Annotated in this window: 30 protein-coding genes; 10 read left to right on the forward strand and 20 right to left on the reverse strand. The window is 36.6% G+C overall.

Going from position 1 to position 23,080, the window contains the following annotated elements; translation table 11 throughout:
- Positions 1-16: 16 nt before the first annotated feature.
- The 8 genes from CD152_RS04965 to CD152_RS05000 form a co-directional block, all read right to left on the reverse strand.
- Entirely contained in the window at positions 17-1,177 is a 1,161-nt protein-coding gene (locus tag CD152_RS04965) for an iron-containing alcohol dehydrogenase (RefSeq protein ID WP_101030430.1), read from the reverse strand.
- Between the two features lie 77 nt (positions 1,178-1,254).
- The gene (locus CD152_RS04970; protein ID WP_012656492.1) at positions 1,255-2,499 is read right to left on the reverse strand and encodes a Glu/Leu/Phe/Val family dehydrogenase; all 1,245 of its coding nucleotides are present in this window, start codon (positions 2,497-2,499) and stop codon (positions 1,255-1,257) included.
- Between the two features lie 93 nt (positions 2,500-2,592).
- Positions 2,593-3,786, reverse strand: a complete 1,194-nt coding sequence (locus CD152_RS04975; protein ID WP_086038374.1) for an ornithine--oxo-acid transaminase — start codon at positions 3,784-3,786, stop codon at positions 2,593-2,595.
- A gap of 60 nt (positions 3,787-3,846) precedes the next feature.
- Positions 3,847-5,391: an L-glutamate gamma-semialdehyde dehydrogenase gene (gene pruA, locus CD152_RS04980; protein ID WP_101035147.1), complete on the reverse strand. Its 1,545-nt coding sequence runs from the start codon at positions 5,389-5,391 to the stop codon at positions 3,847-3,849.
- Between the two features lie 132 nt (positions 5,392-5,523).
- Positions 5,524-5,892, reverse strand: a complete 369-nt coding sequence (ygs, locus tag CD152_RS04985) for a S1 domain-containing post-transcriptional regulator Ygs (protein WP_101140969.1) — start codon at positions 5,890-5,892, stop codon at positions 5,524-5,526.
- Positions 5,893-5,958: 66 nt separating this feature from the next.
- Positions 5,959-6,213 carry a DUF1871 family protein gene (locus tag CD152_RS04990; protein ID WP_101140970.1) on the reverse strand — a complete coding sequence of 85 codons (255 nt, stop codon included), beginning with the start codon at positions 6,211-6,213 and terminating at the stop codon, positions 5,959-5,961.
- The gene (locus CD152_RS04995; protein ID WP_099482534.1) at positions 6,197-6,400 is read right to left on the reverse strand and encodes a hypothetical protein; all 204 of its coding nucleotides are present in this window, start codon (positions 6,398-6,400) and stop codon (positions 6,197-6,199) included. The genes CD152_RS04990 and CD152_RS04995 overlap by 17 nt, the downstream gene beginning before the upstream one ends.
- A 94-nt stretch (positions 6,401-6,494) precedes the next feature.
- On the reverse strand, positions 6,495-7,085 hold the full coding sequence (locus tag CD152_RS05000; RefSeq protein ID WP_012656488.1) for a peptidylprolyl isomerase: 591 nt from the start codon (positions 7,083-7,085) through the stop codon (positions 6,495-6,497).
- A gap of 63 nt (positions 7,086-7,148) precedes the next feature.
- Between CD152_RS05000 and CD152_RS05005 the strand changes: the two genes are divergently transcribed.
- The 8 genes from CD152_RS05005 (at position 7,149) to mnhG (ending at position 13,394) form a co-directional block, all read left to right on the forward strand.
- Positions 7,149-7,526 (forward strand): kinase-associated lipoprotein B, encoded by a 378-nt coding sequence (locus tag CD152_RS05005; RefSeq protein ID WP_086038369.1) that lies wholly within the window; start codon positions 7,149-7,151, stop codon positions 7,524-7,526.
- A gap of 172 nt (positions 7,527-7,698) precedes the next feature.
- On the forward strand, positions 7,699-10,077 hold the full coding sequence (locus tag CD152_RS05010) for a Na+/H+ antiporter subunit A (RefSeq protein ID WP_101140973.1): 2,379 nt from the start codon (positions 7,699-7,701) through the stop codon (positions 10,075-10,077).
- Positions 10,061-10,489 (forward strand): Na(+)/H(+) antiporter subunit B, encoded by a 429-nt coding sequence (locus CD152_RS05015; protein WP_101140974.1) that lies wholly within the window; start codon positions 10,061-10,063, stop codon positions 10,487-10,489. The genes CD152_RS05010 and CD152_RS05015 overlap by 17 nt, the downstream gene beginning before the upstream one ends.
- Positions 10,489-10,830 (forward strand): Na(+)/H(+) antiporter subunit C, encoded by a 342-nt coding sequence (locus tag CD152_RS05020; RefSeq protein WP_012656484.1) that lies wholly within the window; start codon positions 10,489-10,491, stop codon positions 10,828-10,830. Before CD152_RS05015 ends, CD152_RS05020 begins: the two co-directional genes overlap by 1 nt.
- Positions 10,820-12,301 (forward strand): Na+/H+ antiporter subunit D, encoded by a 1,482-nt coding sequence (locus CD152_RS05025; protein ID WP_103214468.1) that lies wholly within the window; start codon positions 10,820-10,822, stop codon positions 12,299-12,301. Before CD152_RS05020 ends, CD152_RS05025 begins: the two co-directional genes overlap by 11 nt.
- Position 12,302: 1 nt before the next feature.
- Entirely contained in the window at positions 12,303-12,782 is a 480-nt protein-coding gene (locus CD152_RS05030) for a Na+/H+ antiporter subunit E (protein ID WP_012656482.1), read from the forward strand.
- Positions 12,779-13,081, forward strand: coding sequence for a Na(+)/H(+) antiporter subunit F1 (locus tag CD152_RS05035; RefSeq protein WP_012656481.1), 303 nt, complete (start codon positions 12,779-12,781; stop codon positions 13,079-13,081). Before CD152_RS05030 ends, CD152_RS05035 begins: the two co-directional genes overlap by 4 nt.
- Positions 13,053-13,394 carry a monovalent cation/H(+) antiporter subunit G gene (mnhG, locus tag CD152_RS05040; protein WP_041635847.1) on the forward strand — a complete coding sequence of 114 codons (342 nt, stop codon included), beginning with the start codon at positions 13,053-13,055 and terminating at the stop codon, positions 13,392-13,394. The genes CD152_RS05035 and mnhG overlap by 29 nt, the downstream gene beginning before the upstream one ends.
- 49 nt (positions 13,395-13,443) lie before the next feature.
- Here mnhG and CD152_RS05045 read toward each other — a convergent pair whose 3' ends face one another.
- From CD152_RS05045 to CD152_RS05080, 8 genes are all read right to left on the reverse strand, one after another.
- Positions 13,444-13,839 carry a PaaI family thioesterase gene (locus CD152_RS05045; protein ID WP_103214469.1) on the reverse strand — a complete coding sequence of 132 codons (396 nt, stop codon included), beginning with the start codon at positions 13,837-13,839 and terminating at the stop codon, positions 13,444-13,446.
- Between the two features lie 21 nt (positions 13,840-13,860).
- On the reverse strand, positions 13,861-15,174 hold the full coding sequence (locus CD152_RS05050) for a Na+/H+ antiporter family protein (RefSeq protein ID WP_103214470.1): 1,314 nt from the start codon (positions 15,172-15,174) through the stop codon (positions 13,861-13,863).
- A 51-nt stretch (positions 15,175-15,225) separates the two neighbouring features.
- A complete protein-coding gene (locus CD152_RS05055) occupies positions 15,226-16,194 on the reverse strand; it encodes a hypothetical protein (RefSeq protein ID WP_103214471.1) in 969 nt (322 codons plus the stop codon).
- A 10-nt stretch (positions 16,195-16,204) separates the two neighbouring features.
- The gene (locus CD152_RS05060; RefSeq protein WP_012656476.1) at positions 16,205-16,525 is read right to left on the reverse strand and encodes a YuiB family protein; all 321 of its coding nucleotides are present in this window, start codon (positions 16,523-16,525) and stop codon (positions 16,205-16,207) included.
- Positions 16,526-16,535: 10 nt separating this feature from the next.
- Positions 16,536-17,015, reverse strand: a complete 480-nt coding sequence (locus tag CD152_RS05065; protein ID WP_101140979.1) for an NUDIX domain-containing protein — start codon at positions 17,013-17,015, stop codon at positions 16,536-16,538.
- Between the two features lie 88 nt (positions 17,016-17,103).
- Positions 17,104-18,321 carry an NAD(P)/FAD-dependent oxidoreductase gene (locus CD152_RS05070; RefSeq protein ID WP_103214472.1) on the reverse strand — a complete coding sequence of 406 codons (1,218 nt, stop codon included), beginning with the start codon at positions 18,319-18,321 and terminating at the stop codon, positions 17,104-17,106.
- 138 nt (positions 18,322-18,459) lie between these two features.
- Positions 18,460-18,819 (reverse strand): HesB/IscA family protein, encoded by a 360-nt coding sequence (locus CD152_RS05075; protein WP_101140981.1) that lies wholly within the window; start codon positions 18,817-18,819, stop codon positions 18,460-18,462.
- Between the two features lie 11 nt (positions 18,820-18,830).
- On the reverse strand, positions 18,831-19,067 hold the full coding sequence (locus tag CD152_RS05080; protein WP_086038361.1) for a YuzB family protein: 237 nt from the start codon (positions 19,065-19,067) through the stop codon (positions 18,831-18,833).
- A gap of 158 nt (positions 19,068-19,225) precedes the next feature.
- On the opposite strand from CD152_RS05080, the gene CD152_RS05085 reads away from it, so the two are divergent.
- Positions 19,226-20,290 carry an NAD(P)/FAD-dependent oxidoreductase gene (locus CD152_RS05085; RefSeq protein ID WP_012656472.1) on the forward strand — a complete coding sequence of 355 codons (1,065 nt, stop codon included), beginning with the start codon at positions 19,226-19,228 and terminating at the stop codon, positions 20,288-20,290.
- Positions 20,291-20,336: 46 nt separating this feature from the next.
- Here the strand turns inward: CD152_RS05085 and CD152_RS05090 are convergent, their stop codons facing one another.
- A complete protein-coding gene (locus CD152_RS05090; protein ID WP_101140982.1) occupies positions 20,337-20,645 on the reverse strand; it encodes a YuzD family protein in 309 nt (102 codons plus the stop codon).
- Positions 20,646-20,745: 100 nt separating this feature from the next.
- On the opposite strand from CD152_RS05090, the gene CD152_RS05095 reads away from it, so the two are divergent.
- Positions 20,746-20,988: a NifU family protein gene (locus tag CD152_RS05095; RefSeq protein WP_041635844.1), complete on the forward strand. Its 243-nt coding sequence runs from the start codon at positions 20,746-20,748 to the stop codon at positions 20,986-20,988.
- 52 nt (positions 20,989-21,040) lie between these two features.
- Here the strand turns inward: CD152_RS05095 and dltD are convergent, their stop codons facing one another.
- From dltD to CD152_RS05110, 3 genes are all read right to left on the reverse strand, one after another.
- On the reverse strand, positions 21,041-22,195 hold the full coding sequence (gene dltD, locus CD152_RS05100) for a D-alanyl-lipoteichoic acid biosynthesis protein DltD (RefSeq protein ID WP_157820889.1): 1,155 nt from the start codon (positions 22,193-22,195) through the stop codon (positions 21,041-21,043).
- A complete protein-coding gene (gene dltC / locus CD152_RS05105; RefSeq protein WP_101140984.1) occupies positions 22,192-22,428 on the reverse strand; it encodes a D-alanine--poly(phosphoribitol) ligase subunit 2 in 237 nt (78 codons plus the stop codon). The genes dltD and dltC overlap by 4 nt, the downstream gene beginning before the upstream one ends.
- A gap of 12 nt (positions 22,429-22,440) precedes the next feature.
- Positions 22,441-23,080: MBOAT family O-acyltransferase (locus tag CD152_RS05110; RefSeq protein ID WP_276308312.1), on the reverse strand; the 640-nt coding region annotated here is incomplete at its 5' end.

A 23,080-nucleotide genomic window follows, 5' to 3' on the forward strand; every position in this document is an offset into this window, starting at 1 on the left:
TATCTACTGTTGAATATTATAATGCTGCTTTATAGATTGCTAGTATGTCTTCACGTTGTAACTTATAGAAGTTACCGAATGGGCCATAGACTAAAGTTTTATCTGCAAATGCTTCTAAATCTTCAGCTTTCACTCCATAATCAGATAACTTCTGTTTCGCTCCTAAACCTGTCCAGAAGTTCTGAATTTCATCAATCGCATAATTAATCTTTTCTTCATCTGACAAAGATGCCTCTACATTGAACACATCTTCAGCAAACTTCACAAATCGTGCCGGAGACTGCTTACTTACATAACGCATCCACTCAGGGAATAATATCGCAAGACCTGCACCGTGTGCAATATCGTATACAGCACTTACTGCATGTTCTAGATTATGTGTTGCCCAGTCACCAACGTAGCCTAATCGTAAGAAGCCGTTTAATGCAACTGTTGATGATAACATCAATGTCTCACGTGCTTCGTAATTTTCTGGTTCTTTCACTGCAATTGGTCCAGTCTTCATCACAGTCTTCAGTACGCCACTGATCATCTGGTCTTGTACTTCTGTATTATCTGCTTCGTTAAAGTATTGTTCTAATAGGTGACTCATGCTATCGATAATACCATTCACTGTCTGATGCTCTGGTAATGTGTATAGAACTTCCGGATTTAACAGACTAAACTTAGGGAATACAAGAGGTGAACCCCATCCTAACTTCTCCTTCGTCTCCCAGTTTGTAATAACACTGCCTGAGTTCATTTCAGAACCAGTTGCAGATAATGTTAATACCGTTCCAAACGGTACAGCATCTTGTACTTGTGCTTTACGTGTAACGATATCCCATGCATCACCGTCATATTTACTTGCAGCTGCAATCAATTTCGTACCATCGATGACAGATCCACCACCGACTGCTACGATAAAATCGATATTATTCTCTTTAACGATTTCTACGCCTTTACGTACCGTTTCAACACGTGGATTCGGTTCAATTCCAGACAGTTCAAATACTTCAAAGTCTGATAGCTTTTCCATTACTTTGTCATAAAGACCTGTCTTCTTAATGCTTCCTCCTCCGTATGTAAGTAGTACTTTATTTCCGTTACTATAAGCTTTCACCATATCGTCCAACTGTTCTAGACTTTCTTTTCCAAATACCAGTTTAACTGGATTATAAAATGTAAATTGATTCATTACTTCCTCCTGAAATAAAAATGACATAACATGCAAGTAAGCATATTATGTCATAAAAAATATATAATTGAAAATGATTAAGCCCATCCACGGTAACGTGCAGCTTCTGCTGTACGTTTAATCCCGATAATGTATGCTGCTAGGCGCATATCAATATTTCTGTTTTGAGATAATGTATATACATTATCAAATGCAGTTACAAGCTTATCTCTTAACTTCTCATTAACTTCTTCTTCTGTCCAGTAATATCCTTGATTATTCTGTACCCATTCAAAGTATGATACTGTAACGCCACCTGCACTTGCAAGTACATCTGGCACAAGTAGAATGCCACGTTCAGTTAAAATTTTAGTTGCTTCAGGTGTTGTTGGACCGTTTGCAGCTTCAACTACGATATCAGCTTTAATATCATGTGCATTATCGCCAGTAATCTGGTTAGAAATTGCAGCTGGTACTAGAATGTCACAATCTAATTCGAATAGTTCCTTATTAGTGATTGTATCTTCAAAAAGATTCGTTACTGTACCGAAGCTATCACGACGATCTAATAAATAATCGATGTCTAAGCCATTTGGATCATGTAAAGCACCATACGCATCTGAAATTCCGACAACTTTAGCGCCAGCATCATATAAGAACTTCGCTAAGAAACTTCCTGCATTACCGAAACCTTGAATAACAACTCGAGCATCTTTAATGTGCTTACCACGACGTTTTGCTGCTTCTTCTATTGCAATTACTACACCTAATGCAGTGGAACGGTCACGTCCTTGTGATCCTCCAAGTACAATCGGTTTTCCTGTAATAAATCCTGGAGAATTGAATGCATCCATCATGCTGTATTCATCCATCATCCAAGCCATAATCTGACTGTTTGTAAATACGTCCGGTGCTGGAATATCTTTCGTTGGACCTACGATTTGAGAAATCGCACGAACATAGCCACGAGATAAACGTTCAACTTCATGAATGCTCATCTGACGTGGATCACACACGATACCCCCTTTACCTCCACCGTATGGCAGATCAACGATACCGCATTTTAATGTCATCCACATTGATAAAGCCTTTACTTCATCTTCATCAACATCCGGGTGGAAACGTACCCCACCTTTAGTAGGACCTACAGCATCATTATGCTGAGCACGGTAACCCGTGAAAGTTTTAACCGAACCATCATCCATACGCACTGGGATGCGTACTGTTAATAGACGTAATGGTTCTTTCACTAAATCATACATACCTTCATCAAAGCCTAATTTTTCTAAAGCTTCATGAATAATTTCCTGTGTAGATGACACTAAGTTAGTAGTTTCTGACATTTTATTCGCCTCTTTTTTTATTCTATAATTCTACATTGTTAATTGTAACATATTAAAAAACTTTTAAAAGTCCAAAATTGAAAACGCTACCAACTATTTTGAAAATACTTGCTTTACTTTGTCAATCGCCCAGTCTAGATCTTCTTGAGAGATGATCAAAGGCGGTGCAAAGCGGATTACAGTATCATGTGTTTCTTTACATAGTAAGCCTAGTTCTTTAAGTTGTTCACAGTATGGACGTGCTGCTTCATTTAATTCAACACCAATAAACAATCCTTTACCACGAACTTCTTTAATAACAGGGTTGTCAATTTCTTTCAATTTAGATTGGAAATATTCTCCTAGTTCTAAAGAACGTTCTGCTAACTTCTCATCCACCAATACATCCAACGCTGCATTTGACACCGCACATGCTAATGGATTCCCACCGAATGTTGAACCATGGCTACCTGCATTGAATACTTCTAAAATTTCTTTATCAGCTAGCACACATGAGATCGGGAATACTCCACCACCTAATGCTTTACCTAAAATATACATATCAGGAACTACATTATCCCAATCTGTAGCAAACATCTTACCTGAGCGACCAAGACCTGCCTGTATCTCATCAGCAATAAATAATACATTGTTCTCAGTACATACATCACGTACTTGTTTTAAAAATCCATCTTCAGGAATATTGATTCCTGCTTCACCTTGGATTGGCTCAAGTAATACCGCAGCAGTGTTCGGTGTTATAGCCGCTTTAATCTGTTCAATATCACCAAACTCAACAAGTTTAAAGCCTCCCAATAATGGACCATAGCCACGTTGGTATTCTGCTTCGCTTGATAATGATACAGCAGCCATCGTACGACCATGGAAGTTCCCTTTCATTGCAATGATTTCTGCCTGGTCTTTCGCTACACCTTTAACATCATATGCCCAGCGTCGCGCTGCTTTAATTGCAGTTTCAACTGCTTCCGCACCTGTATTCATCGGCAATACCATTTCTTTACCTGCAAGTTTACAGATCTTTTCATACCAGGGACCTAATTGGTCACTATGGAAAGCACGTGAAGTTAATGTCACACGGTCAGCCTGTTCTTTCAATGCTTGAATAATCTTTGGATGACGGTGTCCTTGGTTTACTGCTGAGTACGCTGATAACATATCCATATATTTGTTGCCTTCCGGGTCCTTTACCCATACCCCTTCAGCTTCTGAGATCACGATTGGTAGTGGGTGATAGTTTGGCGCTCCGTAATGATTTGTAATTTCGATAATATCTTGAGATTTCGTCATTATTATTCCCCTTTTTTAAAAACAGTAGTGCACCGCACTACTGTTTAGATTTTATATAGATTAAAACATTTCAGAAGTTGTACGACCTTGCATGTGCAGTACTAAGTAGTCCGGTCCACCCGCTTTAGAATCTGTACCAGACATTTTAAATCCACCAAATGGCTGGTAGCCAACGATTGCACCTGTACATCCACGGTTGAAGTATAAGTTACCTACCATGAAATCACGTCGTGCTTGTTCTAGATGTTCACGATTATTTGTAATAACTGCACCTGTTAAACCATAATCTGTATCATTTGCAAATTCGATTGCTTGCGTGAAATCTTTTGCTTTAGTAATACCGACAACTGGACCAAAGATTTCTTCCTGCATTAAGCGATCATCATGTTTTAAATCAACGAAAACTGTTGGATTTACAAAGTTTCCAACTGACTCATCAGTTGTTCCACCTACAAGTAAACGTCCTTCAGATTTACCTATTTCAATGTATTCTTTAATTTTATTTAATGACTTTTCATCAATAACAGGTCCCATGAAATGTTCATTCGTCTCTGGGTTCCCTGCAGATAACTTTTCAGTTTTTTCTTTAACTAATGCAACAACCTCATCGTATACATCTTCAACGATGACTGCACGAGAACATGCAGAACATTTCTGACCTGAGAAGCCAAACGCTGATTTCACGATTGATTCTGCTGCTAATTCAATGTCTGCTTCAGAGTCAACGACGATTGTATCTTTACCACCCATTTCAGCGATGACACGTTTTAAGTTTAATTGGCCTTCATGAACTTTCGCTGCACGTTCATAAATATGAACGCCCACGTCACGGCTACCAGTAAATGAGATAAAGCGTGTATCTACGTGGTCTACGATGAAGTCCCCAATATCACGACTTGAACCTGGAATGTAGTTTACTACACCTTTAGGCATACCCGCTTCTTCTAATACTTCCATAAACTTATACGCAACAACAGAAGTATTGCTTGAAGGTTTAAGGAGTACAGTGTTACCTGTAACTAAAGGTGCCACTGTTGTTCCCGCCATAATTGCTAATGGGAAGTTCCAAGGTGAAATAACAACACCTACACCTAAAGCGATGTAGTCATAACGGTTGTATTCACCTGGACGGCTCTCAACTTTTACGCCATCTTTAATACGTAACATTTCACGTCCATAGAATTCAAGGAAGTCGATTGCTTCAGCTGTGTCTGCATCCGCTTCATTCCAAGGTTTACCAGCTTCTTTAATCATGATTGCTGAGAATTCATGTTTACGACGACGGATGATTGCAGCTGCACGGAATAGAATATCTGCACGCATCTTAGGATCAGTATTTCTCCAGGTTTTGAATGTTTCTTTAGCAACTTTCATTGCTTGTTCAGCATGTTCTTGTGTCGCTTGTGATACATTACCGACTGTTTCTTCACGATTCGCCGGGTTATATGAACGTACTTTATTATCTGTAAAGATACGCTCACCACCGATAATGAGCGGATAGTCTTCTCCTAGATATCCTTTTACTGTTTCGATACCTTTTAGCATTGCTTGTTTATTCTCTTCTACAGTAAAATCTGTAAAAGGTTCATGTCTGTACGAAATCATTTAATATTTTCCCCCTTAAGTATTATGGTTAGAAAACCCTTACATACATATAATGAACAATTTCTTTCAATAGTTCAACCCTAAATGCTCGAAATTTTACAAAAATTATTTATACATATTCGTGCATAAAAATTATAGCTTTAATCCGCGTTCAATCCACCCAGGCAAACGTTCTTGAAGCGTCTTAAACCCAATAGATTCAGGCTCATTGAGTTGTTCTAGCAAAGAACGTTTCGTTTTCTTTCTTTCTTGTTTCTTAAAATAGTCATTGTCTTTTAAACTTAGGTTGAGTTTGCCATCTTCTGAAACATTCAACACTTTGGCCTTCACAATCTGTCCTACAGAAAGCAATAAATTCAAATTATGGACATAATCGTTCATCACTTCTGAAATATGAATCAGACCTTCAGTGTGGTCCTCAGTTTCAACGAATGCTCCATACGGCTGAATACCAGTAACCTTTACTTTTATAAACTGTCCTTTTTTATAAGTTTTCTTCATCATCATCCCTCATTTTCTTTAGCTTATTTTATCATAATTAAATCATTAAAAAAAATCATGTGAAGTCTATACTCCACATGATTGATCTAATGCATATATTTGTGTGATAACGTGTTCTGTTTCTGATTTAGAAGGGGCTGTGTCAAAGCTGAATTTAAAGACATCTTGAATTTTTTGAACTGTGATGTCATACGGCAACTTCTGATGCATAATATCCATAATTTCATAATATTCCATATCACCCTCGCTTGCATCTTCAAGCTGCATCGGATTCCATTTGTTTAAAATTTGATACATCTTTATATTAAACTCTGAATTCATTGTCTTTATCCTCTTTTAATCTTTGCATAACTTCTGCTTCAAATGCTTTTAACTTCTTCTCTTCCGCTTCTGAATTCTTCTTAAAGAAACGATATGTTATATATGCAAGCACCATAAAAAAGATCAGTGACATGACTGCAGGTACGTACTCCCACTTATTTTCAGGGAAATATAGAAATTCCATCATAATAACTTCACACTCCTAATTTTTATTATTATAACATGATGGACATAAAAAAAAATCATAAGTCATGACGATTTCATGACTTATGAATGATTACTTATTGTACTTCAATACGCTCGATGATCACATCTTCAAGAGGTTTGTCTTGCGCCCCAACCTTTACTGCAGCGATTGTTTCTAACGTATCTGCACCTTCAACCAACTGACCAAATACCGTATGTTTCTGGTCTAACCATGGCGTTCCTCCGTGTTCAGCATACGCATCAACAATTTCTTCAGGCCAGCCACCTTGCTTTAACTGTGACAACATTTGTGCCGGTACTTGTTTCATCTGTACGATAAAGAATTGTGAACCGTTTGTACCAGGACCTGCATTCGCCATCGATAATGCACCATATAGATTGAAAGCTTCCATAGAAAATTCATCTTCGAATTTGTCACCGTAAATACTTTCTCCACCCATACCAGTACCAGTTGGATCTCCACCTTGAATCATAAAGTCATTGATCACACGGTGGAACGTGATGCCTTCATAGTATCCTTTTTGTGATAACTGAATAAAGTTCTCTACAGTCTTTGGTGCGATTTCAGGAAATAACTTAAACTTCATTACACCTTTATTTGTATGCATTGTTACGAGTTTTTCATTTTCAGAAATTTCTGTACTTAATTGAGGAAAATTAGTCATTTTTCTCTCTCCTTCATGATATGATGTTTACAATAAACCATTTTAACATAAAGGATGATGAATATGTATTTTAGACTTATGCATAAAACAGGAATTTATATTGTAGAACATCTGGAATCAAGACCAAACGGCGAACTTGTCCAGGTTATAAATGTTATCACCCACCCTACTCAAGGTGATCTACATAACCGTAACGAAGTGGAAAATGTATTTTTCCATGAACGCCGTGCACTAAGCTTCAAAGAAAAACGCATCGTTGATAAAAATTTATTGAAACCTTATGAAGAAGATATCATATCATACGAAGAATCTCTTCAAAACGCACTCCTTAAGATGGAAGATAAACTTAATAAAGAGGACAGTGCATTTAATCAACAATCATTGGCTATGCTTCAAAATTTAAAATCGGAATACGAAAGACAATATAAAGTTAAATTTTAAGATTATATTGTTACAATTTTGTGAACTTTTAATTTCAGAAAATGTGTTTTCTTCTTATTTAAAGAAATATGAATTTTAGATGTACAATGATATGTTATTCCAAGCAGCGTCATTAATAAACTCACATTTTTCTGTATAATAGAGAGTATGAAATTTAAAGGAGGTTCAATCGGTGTCTATATTATTAATCGTATTACTTCCAATCTTCGCTAGTCTTCTACCTGGCATTTTGGCAAAGTATATAAAAGGCATACATACAGGATATTTCGTCTTGCTTGTACCCGTTATCGCGTCACTCTACTTTTTATCGTTAATTCAAACTGTGATGCACGCACCCATCAACAAACACTTTACCTGGATGCCAAGTATCGGTCTCAACTTTGATATCCGTCTAGATGGCTTGACATTGTTATTTACATTACTTATTTCAATCATTGGAACACTTGTCGTGTTCTATTCGATTCATTACCTGCATAAAGAGGAAGCGCTGGGTCGTTTCTATACATACTTATTATTGTTTATGGGGGCAATGTTAGGCATTGTAACAAGCAATAACGTCTTATCGCTCTATCTATTCTGGGAACTTACAAGTATCTCAAGTTTCCTACTGATTTCATTCTGGTATCATAAAGAGAAATCAACGAACGGGGCGTTGAAGTCGATGCTGATTACGGTGTTTGGTGGATTGATGATGCTTGGTGGGCTGAGCATCCTTATCGGTATTACAGGGACACCTGTTATTTCTGATATATTCGCTCAAGCACCAAAAGTGCAGTCACACTCATTGTTCACGTTAGCAGCTATACTTATTCTACTTGCAGCATTTACAAAATCTGCGCAGTTTCCATTCCATATCTGGTTACCAGATGCGATGGAAGCACCGACACCTGTCAGTGCTTACCTGCATTCTGCAACGATGGTTAAAGCCGGCATTTATTTAATTGCAAGATTTACACCATTATTTGCAGTAAGTAACACCTGGACATATGCAATCGTTATCATCGGATTGTTTACAATGTGTTTTGCTTCTATTAAAGCGGTCAACCAAATTGATTTGAAAGGTATTCTAGCCTTTAGTACAGTGAGTCAGCTCGGACTCATCGTGAGCTTACTCGGTATTGGGTCAATCAGTTTAAAAACAGGACATGAAACAGCGTATTATATCGCGATTACTGCCGCTGTGTTCCATATATTGAACCATGCAACATTTAAAGGCGCGCTATTTATGCTCGTCGGAATTATCGATCACGAAACAGGGACACGTAATATTCATAAGCTCAACGGCTTAATGTTCATTATGCCAATCACATTTACACTTACAACGTTAGGTGTACTCAGCATGGCTGGTGTGCCTCCATTCAATGGATTTATCAGTAAGGAAATGTTTTTAGAATCTGTATTATTATCAACAGAACATGGATTATTTAATACATTGCTAAGTGGGTTCCTGCTACTATTGATGTTTGTCGGCAGTATATTTACATTTATCTACTCTTTAAAACTGATTAAAGATGTATTCCTGCCAAATAAAATCGAAAATAAAACTGAAAAGAAACCACACGAAGCACCGATATTATTTTTATTGTCACCGATTATACTTATTTCAGTGATGTTAATAATATCAGCATTACCAGATATGTTCCGACCATTATTGCAGTCCGCAACAAGCGCCATTGTTAACGATAATGTCACTCTAAAGCATATCCATCATTTCCATGGTATTAATATGCCTTTTTTAATTACGCTGGCAATCATTATTATAGGGAGCGTAATGCTCTACTTTATTACAAAGTGGCAGAAGGTTTACCAGCTATGGCCTGCGCAAATAAAGCTGAATAACTTATATAATATTGTATTAGATCAATCACAAAAGCTGAGTTATGAAGTGAACAGAAGGCTTGTCTATCACTCTATTCGTTTCAGCATTGTAAGTATATTCACAACGTTATTATTGATGTCTGTCTATGTGTTTTTAAAAACAGATTTCTCAATATACTTTGAATCCATTGCGAATATTCGACTTTATGAACTTGTCCTTATATTAATCATCGTTATTGCAACGATAATGATATTAAAGGCCCAGTCGCGTTTATTCAGTATTATAATGCTGAGTGCAATCGGATATTCCATCGCTTTACTCTTCGTGTTCTTTAAAGCGCCGGACCTTGCACTTACACAGTTGTCAATCGAAACCATTTCAACTGCTTTATTTCTGATGTGTTTCTATCATATGCCTAAGAAATATCGTCATGCTGAGGAAAAGAAATTTAAAATCACAAATGTCGTCATCGCTATTACGACCGGCATAATCGTATCACTTATTGCGTTAGTATCTTACAGCAATAAACACTTTACATCTATTTCTGAATACTACATCAAAAATGTATATGATCTTGCAGCCGGTAAAAACATGGTCAATGTTATACTCGTGGATTTCCGAGGATTTGATACATTATTCGAATCAAGTGTACTGGCCATTGCAGGAATCGGTATCTATACACTCATCAGACTAAGAAAGACGAGAGGTGAACATAATGAAGAAACAAGATAATGATGTGATATTACAATTCTGCACGCTTGTCGTCTTCTTCATTATTGTAATGTTTGCATTCTCTATATTTATGAACGGACATTATTTACCTGGTGGTGGTTTCGTCGGTGGATTATTAATCTCTGCGGCGTTACTGATTATCTTAATTGCATACGATATTAAGACTTTGTATCGTATTCTGCCAATCGACTTCAAAAAAGTTATCGGCATCGGACTTATATTCTGCTATGCGACACCGTTTATCAGTATACTGCAAGGCAAACCATTTTTTACACATTCATTCGGCGAGCTGCATATACCTGTACTTGGTGCAATACATTATCATACAGCATTATTTTTCGATATCGGTGTAATGCTCGTCGTGATTGGAACAACACTGACCATTATCCTAACGATTGGAGAGAGTGAATAATGGAAATATTAATAATTATCTTAAGCGGCTTTTTAGTTGCTGCTGGCGTCTATTTAATTCTTTCTAAAAGTTTACTTAGAATTATAATCGGTTCTTCAATCATTTCACACGCGGTCAACTTGCTGCTTCTTACAAGCGGCACTTTAAAAAATGCGGCTTCTCCAATCTATTCTGGAAAGCAGAAAATATATGTGGATCCTATTCCACAGGCATTAATCTTAACAGCTATCGTTATTAGTTTTGCGGTAACTGCATTTTTCCTAGTGCTCGCTTTTCGTAGCTATAAAGAACTCGGAACTGATAATGTAGCTGATTTCAAGGGGGTACCAGATGATGAGTAACTTAGTTATAATGCCAATCATTCTGCCCGCAATTACCGCAATTATATTAATCCTGATTGGTAAACGACCAATCATAAAGCGTATGGTTGCTTTTTTCGGCACATTAATCACACTTATTGCAGCTGTGATTCAGTTTATCCATGTATACAAGAATGGAACAACATATCTAGAGCTTGGGAACTGGAAAGTACCTTATAGTATCGTCCTTGTTTCTGATATGTTTGCTTCGATTCTTGTAGTAACTTCTACATTCATCACATTGCTCATGATCTTCTACTCATACCAGACAATCGGAAAAGATCGTGAAACTTATTACTACTATACTTCTGTAATGTTTATGCTTGCTGGACTTAACGGCGCATTTACAACAGGAGATATCTTTAACTTATTCGTATTCTTTGAAGTCTTCTTAATTGCTTCCTATGTTCTTATGATCATCGGAGGAACAAAGATACAGCTACAGGAAAGCATTAAATATATTTTGATTAATGTTACATCTTCTGCCTTTTTCGTATTGGCCATTGGGATGCTTTACTCAGTGGTCGGTTCACTGAATATGGCAGATATCAGCAATAGGATATCAAGTATACAGAATCAGGATATTATTATCGTTGTCTCTATTCTATTTATCTTCATATTTGCAACAAAAGCCGGAATGTTCCCGCTTTATTTCTGGTTGCCTGGTGCTTACTATGCACCGCCGATACCAATCTTGGGATTGTTTGGGGCATTACTTACGAAAGTCGGTGTCTATGCAATCTATAGGACATATAGCTTATTCTTCAGTTATTCAGGACCTGTAGTAACAAATATATTACTTGTCCTTGCATTGTTAACGATTGTCTTCGGCTGTATTGGAGCGATAGCATATTTCGATATGAAGAAGATTATTATTTATAACATTATGATTGCTGTCGGTGTAATTATTATGGGAATCGTAATATTTACAAGAGAATCTGTAATCGGTGGCATATACTATTTAATTCACGATATGATCATTAAAGCAAGTCTTTTTATGTTAGTCGGTGTTATCATCAAGATTACTGGAGAAACAGATATCAGAAATATTAGTGGATTAATTAAACGTTATCCTGTGCTCGGATGGGCGTTCTTTATTTCAGCATTAAGTCTGGCAGGTATACCACCTCTCAGTGGATTCTTCGGTAAATATTTTATCGTAAAAGCCGCCTTTATAGAAGGCTATACTGCGAGTGCAATCATCATTTTGATCAGTAGCTTAATCGTACTGCTATCTGTTATCAAAATCTTTATCATGGTATTTTTCGGCGATGATAAGGGCATTGTATATGAAACCAGACCTTACCATAAGATGCTGATTGCTGCTGTTATTATGACAACGGCGGCTGTATTGTTTGGATTATGCAGCGAACAACTTTATCCGTATATCTCGACTGCAGCTGAGCATATTTATGATCCAATGTCTTATGTTAAAGCTCTGGGGGTGAAATAATATGGCAATACAACTTATTATTCATATTGGACTAATGATTATGTGGGTGATCATGACCGGCTCAGCTTCACTCGGTAACCTCATATTAGGCTATCTATTTGGTTTGTTTGCCTTGTATATTATGCGTCCATTTCTGCCAGGTGGATTTTATCTCATTCCGTTTCTTAAGGTATTGCGATTATTTGTAATTTTTATTATCGAACTTTTTAAAGCAAATATTGGTGTCTTAAAGATTGTTATGTCACCAAAAATTGATATAAAACCTGCATTTTTCACATATGAGACATCTTTAAGGAAGGACTGGGAAATTAGTCTATTGTCTCTGCTCATCACGCTTACACCTGGTACAGTCGTTGTTGCTGTGAGTGATGATAAATCTAAACTTTATATTCATTCTATTGATTTTAGTGATATCGAATCTGAATGTGAAGGAATCAAACAGTCTTTCGAAAAAGCGATAAAGGAGATTGGTATCCAATGATCAATATGGATTTAATAATTATTATCGCACTGATTCTCGTTTCATTTGCGATGCTCGGAATACTTTACCGCGTAATAAAAGGTCCTACCCTTGCAGATCGTGTGGTTGGTCTGGATGCATTAGGCATTTCCTTGATGGCAATGATTGCTCTATTCTCAGTGTTGTTAAATACAAAATATTTTATCAGTATCATCATGCTGCTCGCAGTTCTCGCTTTCTTAGGTACAACAGCGTTTGCAAAATTTATGCAAAAAGGAGAGATTGTTGAATATGATCGGAACAATCGTACAGATCATTAGTATTATCTTTATTATGATTGGCGCACTGCTGTCATGTGTGAGCGCAATCGGGCTTATTCGTCTTCCTGATGTATATACGCGGGCGCATGCTGCTGGTAAATCATCAACGCTAGGTGTCATGTTTATGATGTTCGGTGTTTTCTTATACTTCCTGGCACGAGATCATCACTTTGAACCAACACTACTTCTTGCAATTTTATTTATCTTTACGACAGGACCTATCGGATCTCATCTTATTATGCGCAGTGCCTATTACAGTGGTACGAAGTATACAGACAGTACAGTTAGAGATGACTTAAAGGACATTAAATAAGTCCACAAATAAAACAAACGCATCCGTCGCTTTAACGGATGCGTTTGTTTTATTTCTTCTTCTTGATTGCTATGGTCGCTCTGCTAATACTGATAAGCGTTTCACCTTGAACTACTTCCATCTGCCAAATATGTGTAGACTGACCTTTATGGACGATCTCCGCACGTACTTCTACCGTCCCGCTATTCACACTTCTGATGTGATTGGCATTGATTTCTAATCCTAGCGGAATTTCATCATCTGAAGCCAGAAGTTTTGATCCGAGTGAAGCAGCTGTTTCACATAAGGCGACAGTGGCGCCTCCATGGAGATAACCAAAAGGTTGCGTCACCTCTTCTAAGACTGGCATCGTAAGGACTATCGTCTTACCATCAAAAGAGTGAAACTTCATATTTAAGTGGTTCAATAAATTGTTCTGTTCAAATAACTGATGAATCGCTTCCATATAAACTCCTATCGTTTTTAACTATAATATCATTGCAGCGATAAACCCACAAATAATTAACGGTATATTAAATAGCAGGAATGTCGGTACACAGGTATCCCAGATATGATTGTGCTGACCATCCATATTCAGTCCAGCGGTTGGACCTAACGTAGAATCACTGGCAGGACTACCTGCATCTCCTAAAGCACCGGCCGTACCGATAACTGCGATAATTGCGGCAGTTGATAAACCGATAGATTCACCAAGCGGAATAAATAATGCTGCAATAATTGGAATCGTTGCAAATGATGATCCTATACCAAGTGTTACGATTAGTCCGACGATTAACATGAATATAATCGTCAATACTTTTGAACCACTTGTAAAGTTCACCATACCCGCAACTAAACGTTCAACATCACCTGTTTCAGACATTACACTGGCGAATCCATTCGCAGTAAGCATGACGACACCGATATATGCCATGATCTTGATACCTGAGACAAGTTCTTCATCAAGCGTCTTCCATTCAAATGCAAATGACAGGAAAAACACCATAATCCCAGCTAGCGCACCGAAAATCATGGATTCTGTAGTAAGCTGTACTAGAAAGGTTGCAACAATTGCTACTATAGACACCATGACAACGTATGGTTTCAATACTTTTCTTGTGACTTCTTCTTTAAACTGAATCATCTTATATTCGCGTGGTTTCCTGAATATTATAAATGCTATTATTAATCCGATGATAAACCCTAAAGATGGGATGATCATCGCAGGAAAAATCTGATTCATTTCTATAGGGTGGTTTGCTTTATCAAAACCTTTTTTGATAATGCCATGAAAGATATAACCGAAACCATATGGCATTAACACATACGGAAAGTTTAATCCGAACGTAAGGATTACCGCAATTAGTCGTCTATCTATTTTGAGTTCATTGAATAAACTTAAAAGCGGCGGAATAATAATTGGAATAAATGCAATATGTACCGGTAAAATGTTTTGAGACATACATGAAATAATGATAAGTGACACAAGTATCGTCACTTTCGTCACTGTTCTAGTCTTTACTGTATTGTCCTTTTTAAGCATATTAATAATTTTCTCAACGAAATAATCTGTAATACCACTATAAGATAATATCGCTGCAAACCCTCCAAGCAATGCATAGCTCAGTGCAACTTCACTACCGTCGACAATTCCTCCAGTAAAGGTAACAATCGTCTTATCTATCCCAAGTCCAGAAACAAGCCCTCCTGCCAACGCACCGATAAACAATGACAGCACGACATTCAGTCGACATAAACTTAATATAACCATTACAAGTACTGCGATTAAAACTGCATTCATCTTCTCAACCTCACTTTAGTTCTCTAATATATTAGCATACTAAAGTATTTTTTATTTTTCGTCAACCGCTTTAGCTAAATTATTTAAAATATACTGATAATAGCTCGTTAAATTCCAATATTGGCCGATATCGATCCAGTGAAAACATTTACTTTCATCAAACAGCAGCCTTCCTGCTGTAGCCTCTGTCAATATAGACTCCGCTGCTGCCACATCATAATTAAAGCGAACAGGAAGTGATAAACTGATCAGAGTATCGATATATGCACTTGATGTTCCAGTGATCGTTATACATGCTTCATCGTTAAGGTCCGTCAGAATTACGGCCTTCTTTCTATATTGCTTTGCATAACTGAGTGCATCATAGATGATAGCATAGGGTACGGGTGCATCGATGTCAATCTGACGATTATTATATGCAATTCTCGCCGCTTGTTGTGTATCAGACTGATAAACAATCTTCATCACATCTTCATGCTTCAGTTCAACATGGTAGAGGGCACTTCCCTGTTGACTAATAATAATATAGAGTCGTTCATTGTCTCCGATTACTTCTTCTACTTTCTCTATTTTGTCATAAGAGAGCGGAAAATAACGTTCGATTTCAGATGCTTTATGATAGTATACTGCTGCATCATGAAGCATCGTTTCAGTGTTCCTTATCTCTTTTCTTTGTTTCAGCTGTATCAATTCTGAAATCATATTCACGAATTCACTGTCAAGATAATGAGAGAGCAATGTGAAATCGACACTCACTTCTGTTTGTAATGAGTGAAGCGTATTAATCTTATTCATCAGCTTTCTTACATCACTGAATTGGTACTGTTTTAAATTACCACAAGGAATTAAAGTGTAATTTTTCTCATTAATTTCTCTGCTGATAATTTCGTTACTATGCAATGGATATACCGTCTTAATATCATTAAATAAGTCGTTATCAATATAAGGTTTCAACTGGCTTATTTGTGATGGTAAAAAACACATATAGCGTGCTATATGTGCCTTAATTTCATTATTCATCTATTCACCTCTAAAACATACTGTAACCGCTACGACGTAAATTACGAATCACAAATCCTGCTGTAATAGCCCCTATAAATCCACCTGATAACATTATGATATCGGCAGGCATCAAATGTGTGATTCCGCGTATGAGCTGGTTGAATGCAAATTTTGGTTTAAGTATATAATCTGCTGTAGAAATCTTATCGACAATCGCAAATACAACAAAAGGATAAAGCACTGTCATAATCCACGTAGATTTTAACAGCATATTGAGAATAAACGCAATTCCGAAAAACAATACAAAAAACAAGAGGGTAGATATAATTAATTGTAATAATGCTGTCACTTGAATCCTCCTATAAAAATAAATGGTAATGTGTATAGTTAAACTGCTTGCCTGGAGAAGTCGTAGACTTTAAACGCAGAGGTGCCTGCATTTCATCAATCAGCGCTCTAACCATGGGGCTACAGTGATCATCCTGATATAAATCATCAGTGCTTCGAAACTGTACATCTTCAATCTCTTCATCAGGAATGTCTTGACGAATCGTTGTATGCGCAGGACGTACTAAAAAGATGATCATATTATCCGAAATGATATCTTTAATAACCCCTGTACGTAATCCAATTACACCTTCAACAGAACCTTCGATACCCGTCTCTTCATATATCTCTCTTAATACTGCCTGGTCTGCAGTCTCTCCATTATCGACAAAACCTGCAGGAAAGCTCCACATCCCTTTCATACCACCATATTGCTTTGTAACGACAAGCCATTCACCTTGCTCATTTATTACAAGACCACTAACGCCAAGCCATACTTTATCTCTTTTCATCTATTCACCACTTTATATAAAATAAAAAGGATGGGACATTGCATCCCATCCCTATAAACTTAGCTTCTTTATACAAATTTTATAACGATTATAGAAATTTACCTTTTTTGAATGCTATACCTGTACCACCAATTTTAAATACAGCACGTGTATCGATTAATTTCTTCATAAATGCTGCTTTCTTACCAGTGATTTCTTTACCGAATACAACACCTACGCCATCATGTGAACCTAAAGAACATACTGTTCCTTTATCATCATATTCGAAAGTAGCTAATTTCTCATTGTTTAATAAACGTCTAACTGCATCTGCAGTGAATTCACCCTGCTGCATTGCAAGTTGAGCTGTCGTTGGTAATGGGCGTTTGTTGTCACCCTCTCCAGCCATAACTGCTGAACAGTCACCGATAACGAAGATATCATCGTAACCGTCGATACGAAGGTCTTCACGCACTACGATACGACCACGTTTAACGCCATCAAATGATTCTTCCATTAATTTAGAACCACGTACACCTGCAGCCCAGATTACAGTGTTTGCATAAAGTTGTTCTTCTTTCTCGTCAACTTTAACAACGAAACCATTCTCGTTTGCTGCAACGATAGGTGTTGCAATCTTGAATTCAACGCCACGTGCTTCAAGATAATCTACAACGTATTTCACTAATGTTTCAGAGAACATCGGTAACATCTTTGGTGCTGCTTCTACACAAGTTACTTTAACTTTAGATTGATCGATATTATATTCTTTACATAATTCAGGAATACGTTCAGTAAGTTCACCTAGTAGTTCGATACCAGTGAATCCTGCACCACCCACTAAGATTGCTAAGTCTTTATCATCTTTGTCTGTGCTGTTTGCATAATGCGCAAAACGCTCTTCGATGTGTGTAGCGATACGACGTGCAGTATTGATATTCTCAATCTGGAAAGCATGTTCTTTCATACCAGTGATACCGAATGTTTCCGCTTCGAAACCTAATGCAACGACTAAAATATCAAAATTAAACGTACCTTTAGTCGTTTCAACTGTCTTCTCATCTTTGTTAATCTTTGTAACTTCAGCAGTAACAAAGTCAACTTTAGACTGATTTAAAACACTCGCAATCGGATATAAACAATCTTGATATTCACGTGTACCTGCTGATGCTTCATGTAACCAAGTTGATTCATAGTGATATTCATTCTTATTAATTAACGTAATATCACAATCTTGTGAACTTACTAACTTTTGAAGTTTAGTAGCTGTTTGTAACCCAGCATAACCTCCACCTAAAATCACGACTCTCTTTCTCTCAAAACCCATCGATTTCACCCATTCTTATATAATTTTGTTTCAATAATCTTGTGATATATGTCACAAATATAATTTTAAGTATTCCACCTTTTATAATAATCCTTTTACACTTTGAATTCAAGCATATACAGGTAAAATAAAAACTGCTTAACAGTTCTCAGGTGTACCAGCGACGTCTTTTGTTCTGAATGAGCTGCCACAACCACATGAAGCAATTGCATTCGGATTCTCGATTGCAAAGCCGCCCCCCATTAATGATTGTTTAAAATCTACAGTGGTACCTTTCAATATTGGTGCATCGGCTTTGTCTACAAGTACTTTCACATCATAGAAATCAAGCACCTCATCATTATCTGCCGGCGATTCCTCTGCACTCATACCATATGATAAACCGGTACAACCTCCACCTTTTACTGAAATTCTTAAGAAACCTTCCGGCATACCGTTTTGTTCCATCATCGATTTCACTTCATACGCTGCTGCTTTGGTTAATATTACTGTCGACATTGTATTACCTCCTAAAAAATCCATGTTTCTTCTATGTGCTGATAAATATTCTTCTTTAACGCTTCAGGTGTCTCACCAGTAACGATATCACCATTAACGAGTGCATATAGACTATCGTTACATTGCCCGCAATAAGTCAGACAGCCATATTCAAGTACGTCTAGATGCTCATCTTGAGACAACTCATCAAAAACGCTCTGGCCGCCTTTAGCTAAATTAGAAATACAAAATTCTACGATTGGATTCATCTGATCATCCTTTTTTCATGATAACTATTACTTATCAAGAATCATTAAGTTTTTTTATAGCGAGAAACTGACAATCGCTATAAATTAAAGTCAAACTATATTATAATTTAAATTGTACAAAAACTATAGAACTTTGACTTATAAATGGGGAGAATACAATGAAAAACTTAGTGTTACTTGGTGGGGGATACGGTAATATGCGTATTATGCAACGTCTTTTGCCTAATACATTACCGGATGAGTACAATATTACTTTGATTGATAAGATACCATTTCACGGACTTAAGACGGAGTTCTATGCACTTGCTGCTGGAACGGAATCGGATAAAGATGTACGTGTAGAATTTCCAAAGGACAAACGTCTCAATATTGTCTTCGGGGAAGTAACACATATCGATTTGAATAAACAGATTATTTCACTCGGTGAAAATCATGTAGATTACGATGAACTGGTTATTGGACTTGGCTGTGAAGATAAGTATCATAATGTGCCAGGTGCCGAAGAATATACCTACAGTATTCAGACGATGACGAAAGCACGCAAAACATATCAGGCAATCGCCGACTTGCCAAATGGCAGCTGCGTTGGAATTGTTGGCGCTGGTTTAAGTGGGATAGAACTCGCAAGTGAATTACGAGAATCAAGAAAGGATCTCAAGATTCGATTATTTGATCGTGGTGAACGCATACTTCCTGCATTCCCAGAGAAGTTGAGTACATATGTTAAGAAATGGTTCGATAAGAACGACGTTGAAGTGATACCGAACTCCAATGTTGTCAAGGTGGAGCCAGGGAAACTTTACAATAATGACATTACCTATGATGTAGACATTTGCGTTTGGACTGCAGGCATCCAACCTGTAGAATTAGTCCGTACACTACCTGTCGAACTTGCTGAAGGTAATCGTGTAAAAGTGAATCAGTATCACCAAATACCAGAGCATCGCAATGTCTTCGTAGTAGGCGACTGTGCTGCACTACCGCATGCACCAAGTGCACAACTTGCCGAACTTCAAGCAGAACAGATTGTGGATGTTATGAAACATATATGGCAGAATAAACCACTCCCTGAAACAATGCCAGAGCTTAAAATACAGGGATTCATGGGTTCATTAGGAGATAAAGAAGGCTTTGCATTCTTGATGGAAAAAACCGTTACTGGAAGACTTGCACGACTGATGAAGTCAGGCGTACTTTGGTTATATAAATATCATAATGGATAACATAAGAACCCATCATTTGATGGGTTCTTATGTTATGCTTGATACCTTAACAGTAATGTTGCTCTACAAACTTTGTTACTTGTGGCAATTGAATATAACCATCTGCAACAATTTCATCATCCATCGCAATCAGTGGATAGAATAATTCATCATTGTTAATCTGTTCAATGATATTTTCATCATGATCCGTTAAATTAGAACTATTATTAATATCAATATAGCTAAAATTAAATGTGAGTTCCGGAAATTTCCGTTTTAAATTTGGCTGAATCCAGTCATAAATATCCTTTGACGTCGGTGCATTAACACAGCTTGCACACACAACATCGGCACCATAGATGATAACATTTATCATTTATAAGCCATCCCCCTTAATTTTTTCATTAAAATATGCTATATTGATTATACTAAAGAAATGAGTAATTACATAGTAATACTCTTGGAAAGGAGTTATTATGACAACTGAACAGCAAACAATGTTTGACCAAGTCAATGAAGTGCTTGAAAAGTTACGTCCATTTCTTTTAAGAGATGGTGGCGACTGCGAATTAGTTGATGTTGAAGATGGTATCGTTAAATTACGTTTACTTGGTGCATGTGGTACATGCCCTTCTTCTACAATCACATTAAAGGCAGGTATCGAACGCGCATTACTTGAAGAAGTACCAGGCGTGGTTGAAGTTGAACAAGTATTTTAATAAAATCCCAAATCAACATCGTTGATTTGGGATTTTGTTTTTATGGGTTTACTTATGGGGTTGTTATCGGACGATGATGAATATGATTATCCATCTGTTCATCTATATATGCCCACCCTTTCCAGCCGATATGTACTGCGTCGCTTAATACATATGGTTCGTACTCCTTATCACTTAAATCATAGAGTTTAAAACCAGCTGAAGCGATTTTCTTGTTGATTTTATCATATACTGGCTGTCTTTGTGATTGCGGAATATTGATATGATCATACCATTTTCCATTTGCAGGAATTGAGATAAATATCGGGTCTGATTTGCTCTCTTTTAAAATATCAAGCAATAATTGTAAATCATTAAATTCTTGAGAGTTGATATAAAATTCACCATTTCGATATAATTTTTTTTGATGTTTTTGTATCATATCAAAATATTCATTTCTCATAAAATATGGGTTGTTAGTTGCATGCCTACTTCCAAATTTCACTGCTAAATCTCTGATTTCTTCCCAGGATTTATGTTCTAGGTCAAGGTGCTTTCTTTTTTTAAATCGATTTCCAGGTATCATGAACTTTGATTTAACAATATCATTTTTCTCCATAAGGTTTTCATAGATTCCTCCTGAAACTTCGCTATCATCCGCTTCATTATTTGCATACACATTGACTTGTGCATCATCCTTAGTCGCAGAAAAATGCATTAACCTCTTACTTATTCTATGCTTTAAGCCTGGAGATATATTTGGATTGCTCAATAGTTTGTCTAATTGCAATTGAGAATATCGTGCAGAAAAATTGTTATCTTCCAGTCCTTTTTTTGTAAACCATTGCGGTGAAATGATAATTGCAAGCTTTTTGTTCTCGATATGCCCAACATGACTCCCAATATTAATGGCGTGAATTAGGTCAGTAGATCCACCTGTACCAATAAGAAAAGGGATTTTACCGAATTTCTTCTCCTTGAATATGTGCGTCGGATGAAAGGGATCTCTTTTCTCAAGTTCACTTGAACCAAATATCGGATAGAATTTCTTGTCTTCGAACATCTCTGTCTGAATCGCACTTCCTTTAAATGTTATTTCATTTAAATTGACACCATCACCAGTTACTGTCTTAAAAGGAATATATCTTTTTATATAGTCAGATGGCATGGCTAAAAAAACTATAAATAGACTGATGGCAATTATTGCCGGTAAGAACTTTTTAATCATCTTAATTCTTCTAACACTTCTGCGATCATGTTTGGTGTCGCCCATTCATCACGATCAAAGTCAGTGATTGTAAGGTCCATATCTAATCGATCATTTAATGCAAGTAATAATCCGACTGTTGCAAATGAATCAAGAATATTCTCATCAAATATTCTTACGTCCGGATTTTCTTTTACGATATTATTTTCTGCTACTTCTGCGATTACATCTAATACTTCTTGTCTAAATTCCATTATTCTTCACTCCTAAAATAGTTTTCCTGAAAAAATTAAAAATCCAAATGCTACAACGTGGAACGTAATTAAAATTCCTATGACATCCACTACCTTTGCTGGTAACTTATAAGGATGTTTCTTTCGATATTGTTCATAATAACCATATAGTACAAATAGGATACCGTGGTATATTCCGTATGCTATATAAAACCATTCAATGCCATGCCAGATACCCATGATAAGAAAGTTCAGCATAAAACCTATGTTACTTGTCGTAAAATTATTCTTAATATATTTATTCTTTGAAATAAAGAATACAAAACGCATATACACCATGTCTCTAAACCAAAAAGATAATGACATGTGCCATCTATTCCAGAAATCTTTGATATTCTTTGCTTTAAAAGGCTGATTAAAGTTCGGTGGTGTTTCAACACCCATAATATAACTAAATGCAATGGCGAATAAACTGTACCCTGCAAAATCAAAGAAAAGATAGAAACTATAAGCATACATATAGATAAGCTTCATCCATAAATCTGAATTCTCAAAAGTTATATTTAATATTACTTTCTGATTAATAAAATACGCAATGATATATTTATATAAAAATCCAATAAAAATATAATGAATTGCTTTTTGTAAAAGATCAGAATATCTTTCCTGAGTC

This window comes from Macrococcoides caseolyticum (assembly GCF_002902665.1).
GTDB lineage: Bacteria > Bacillota > Bacilli > Staphylococcales > Staphylococcaceae > Macrococcoides > Macrococcoides caseolyticum.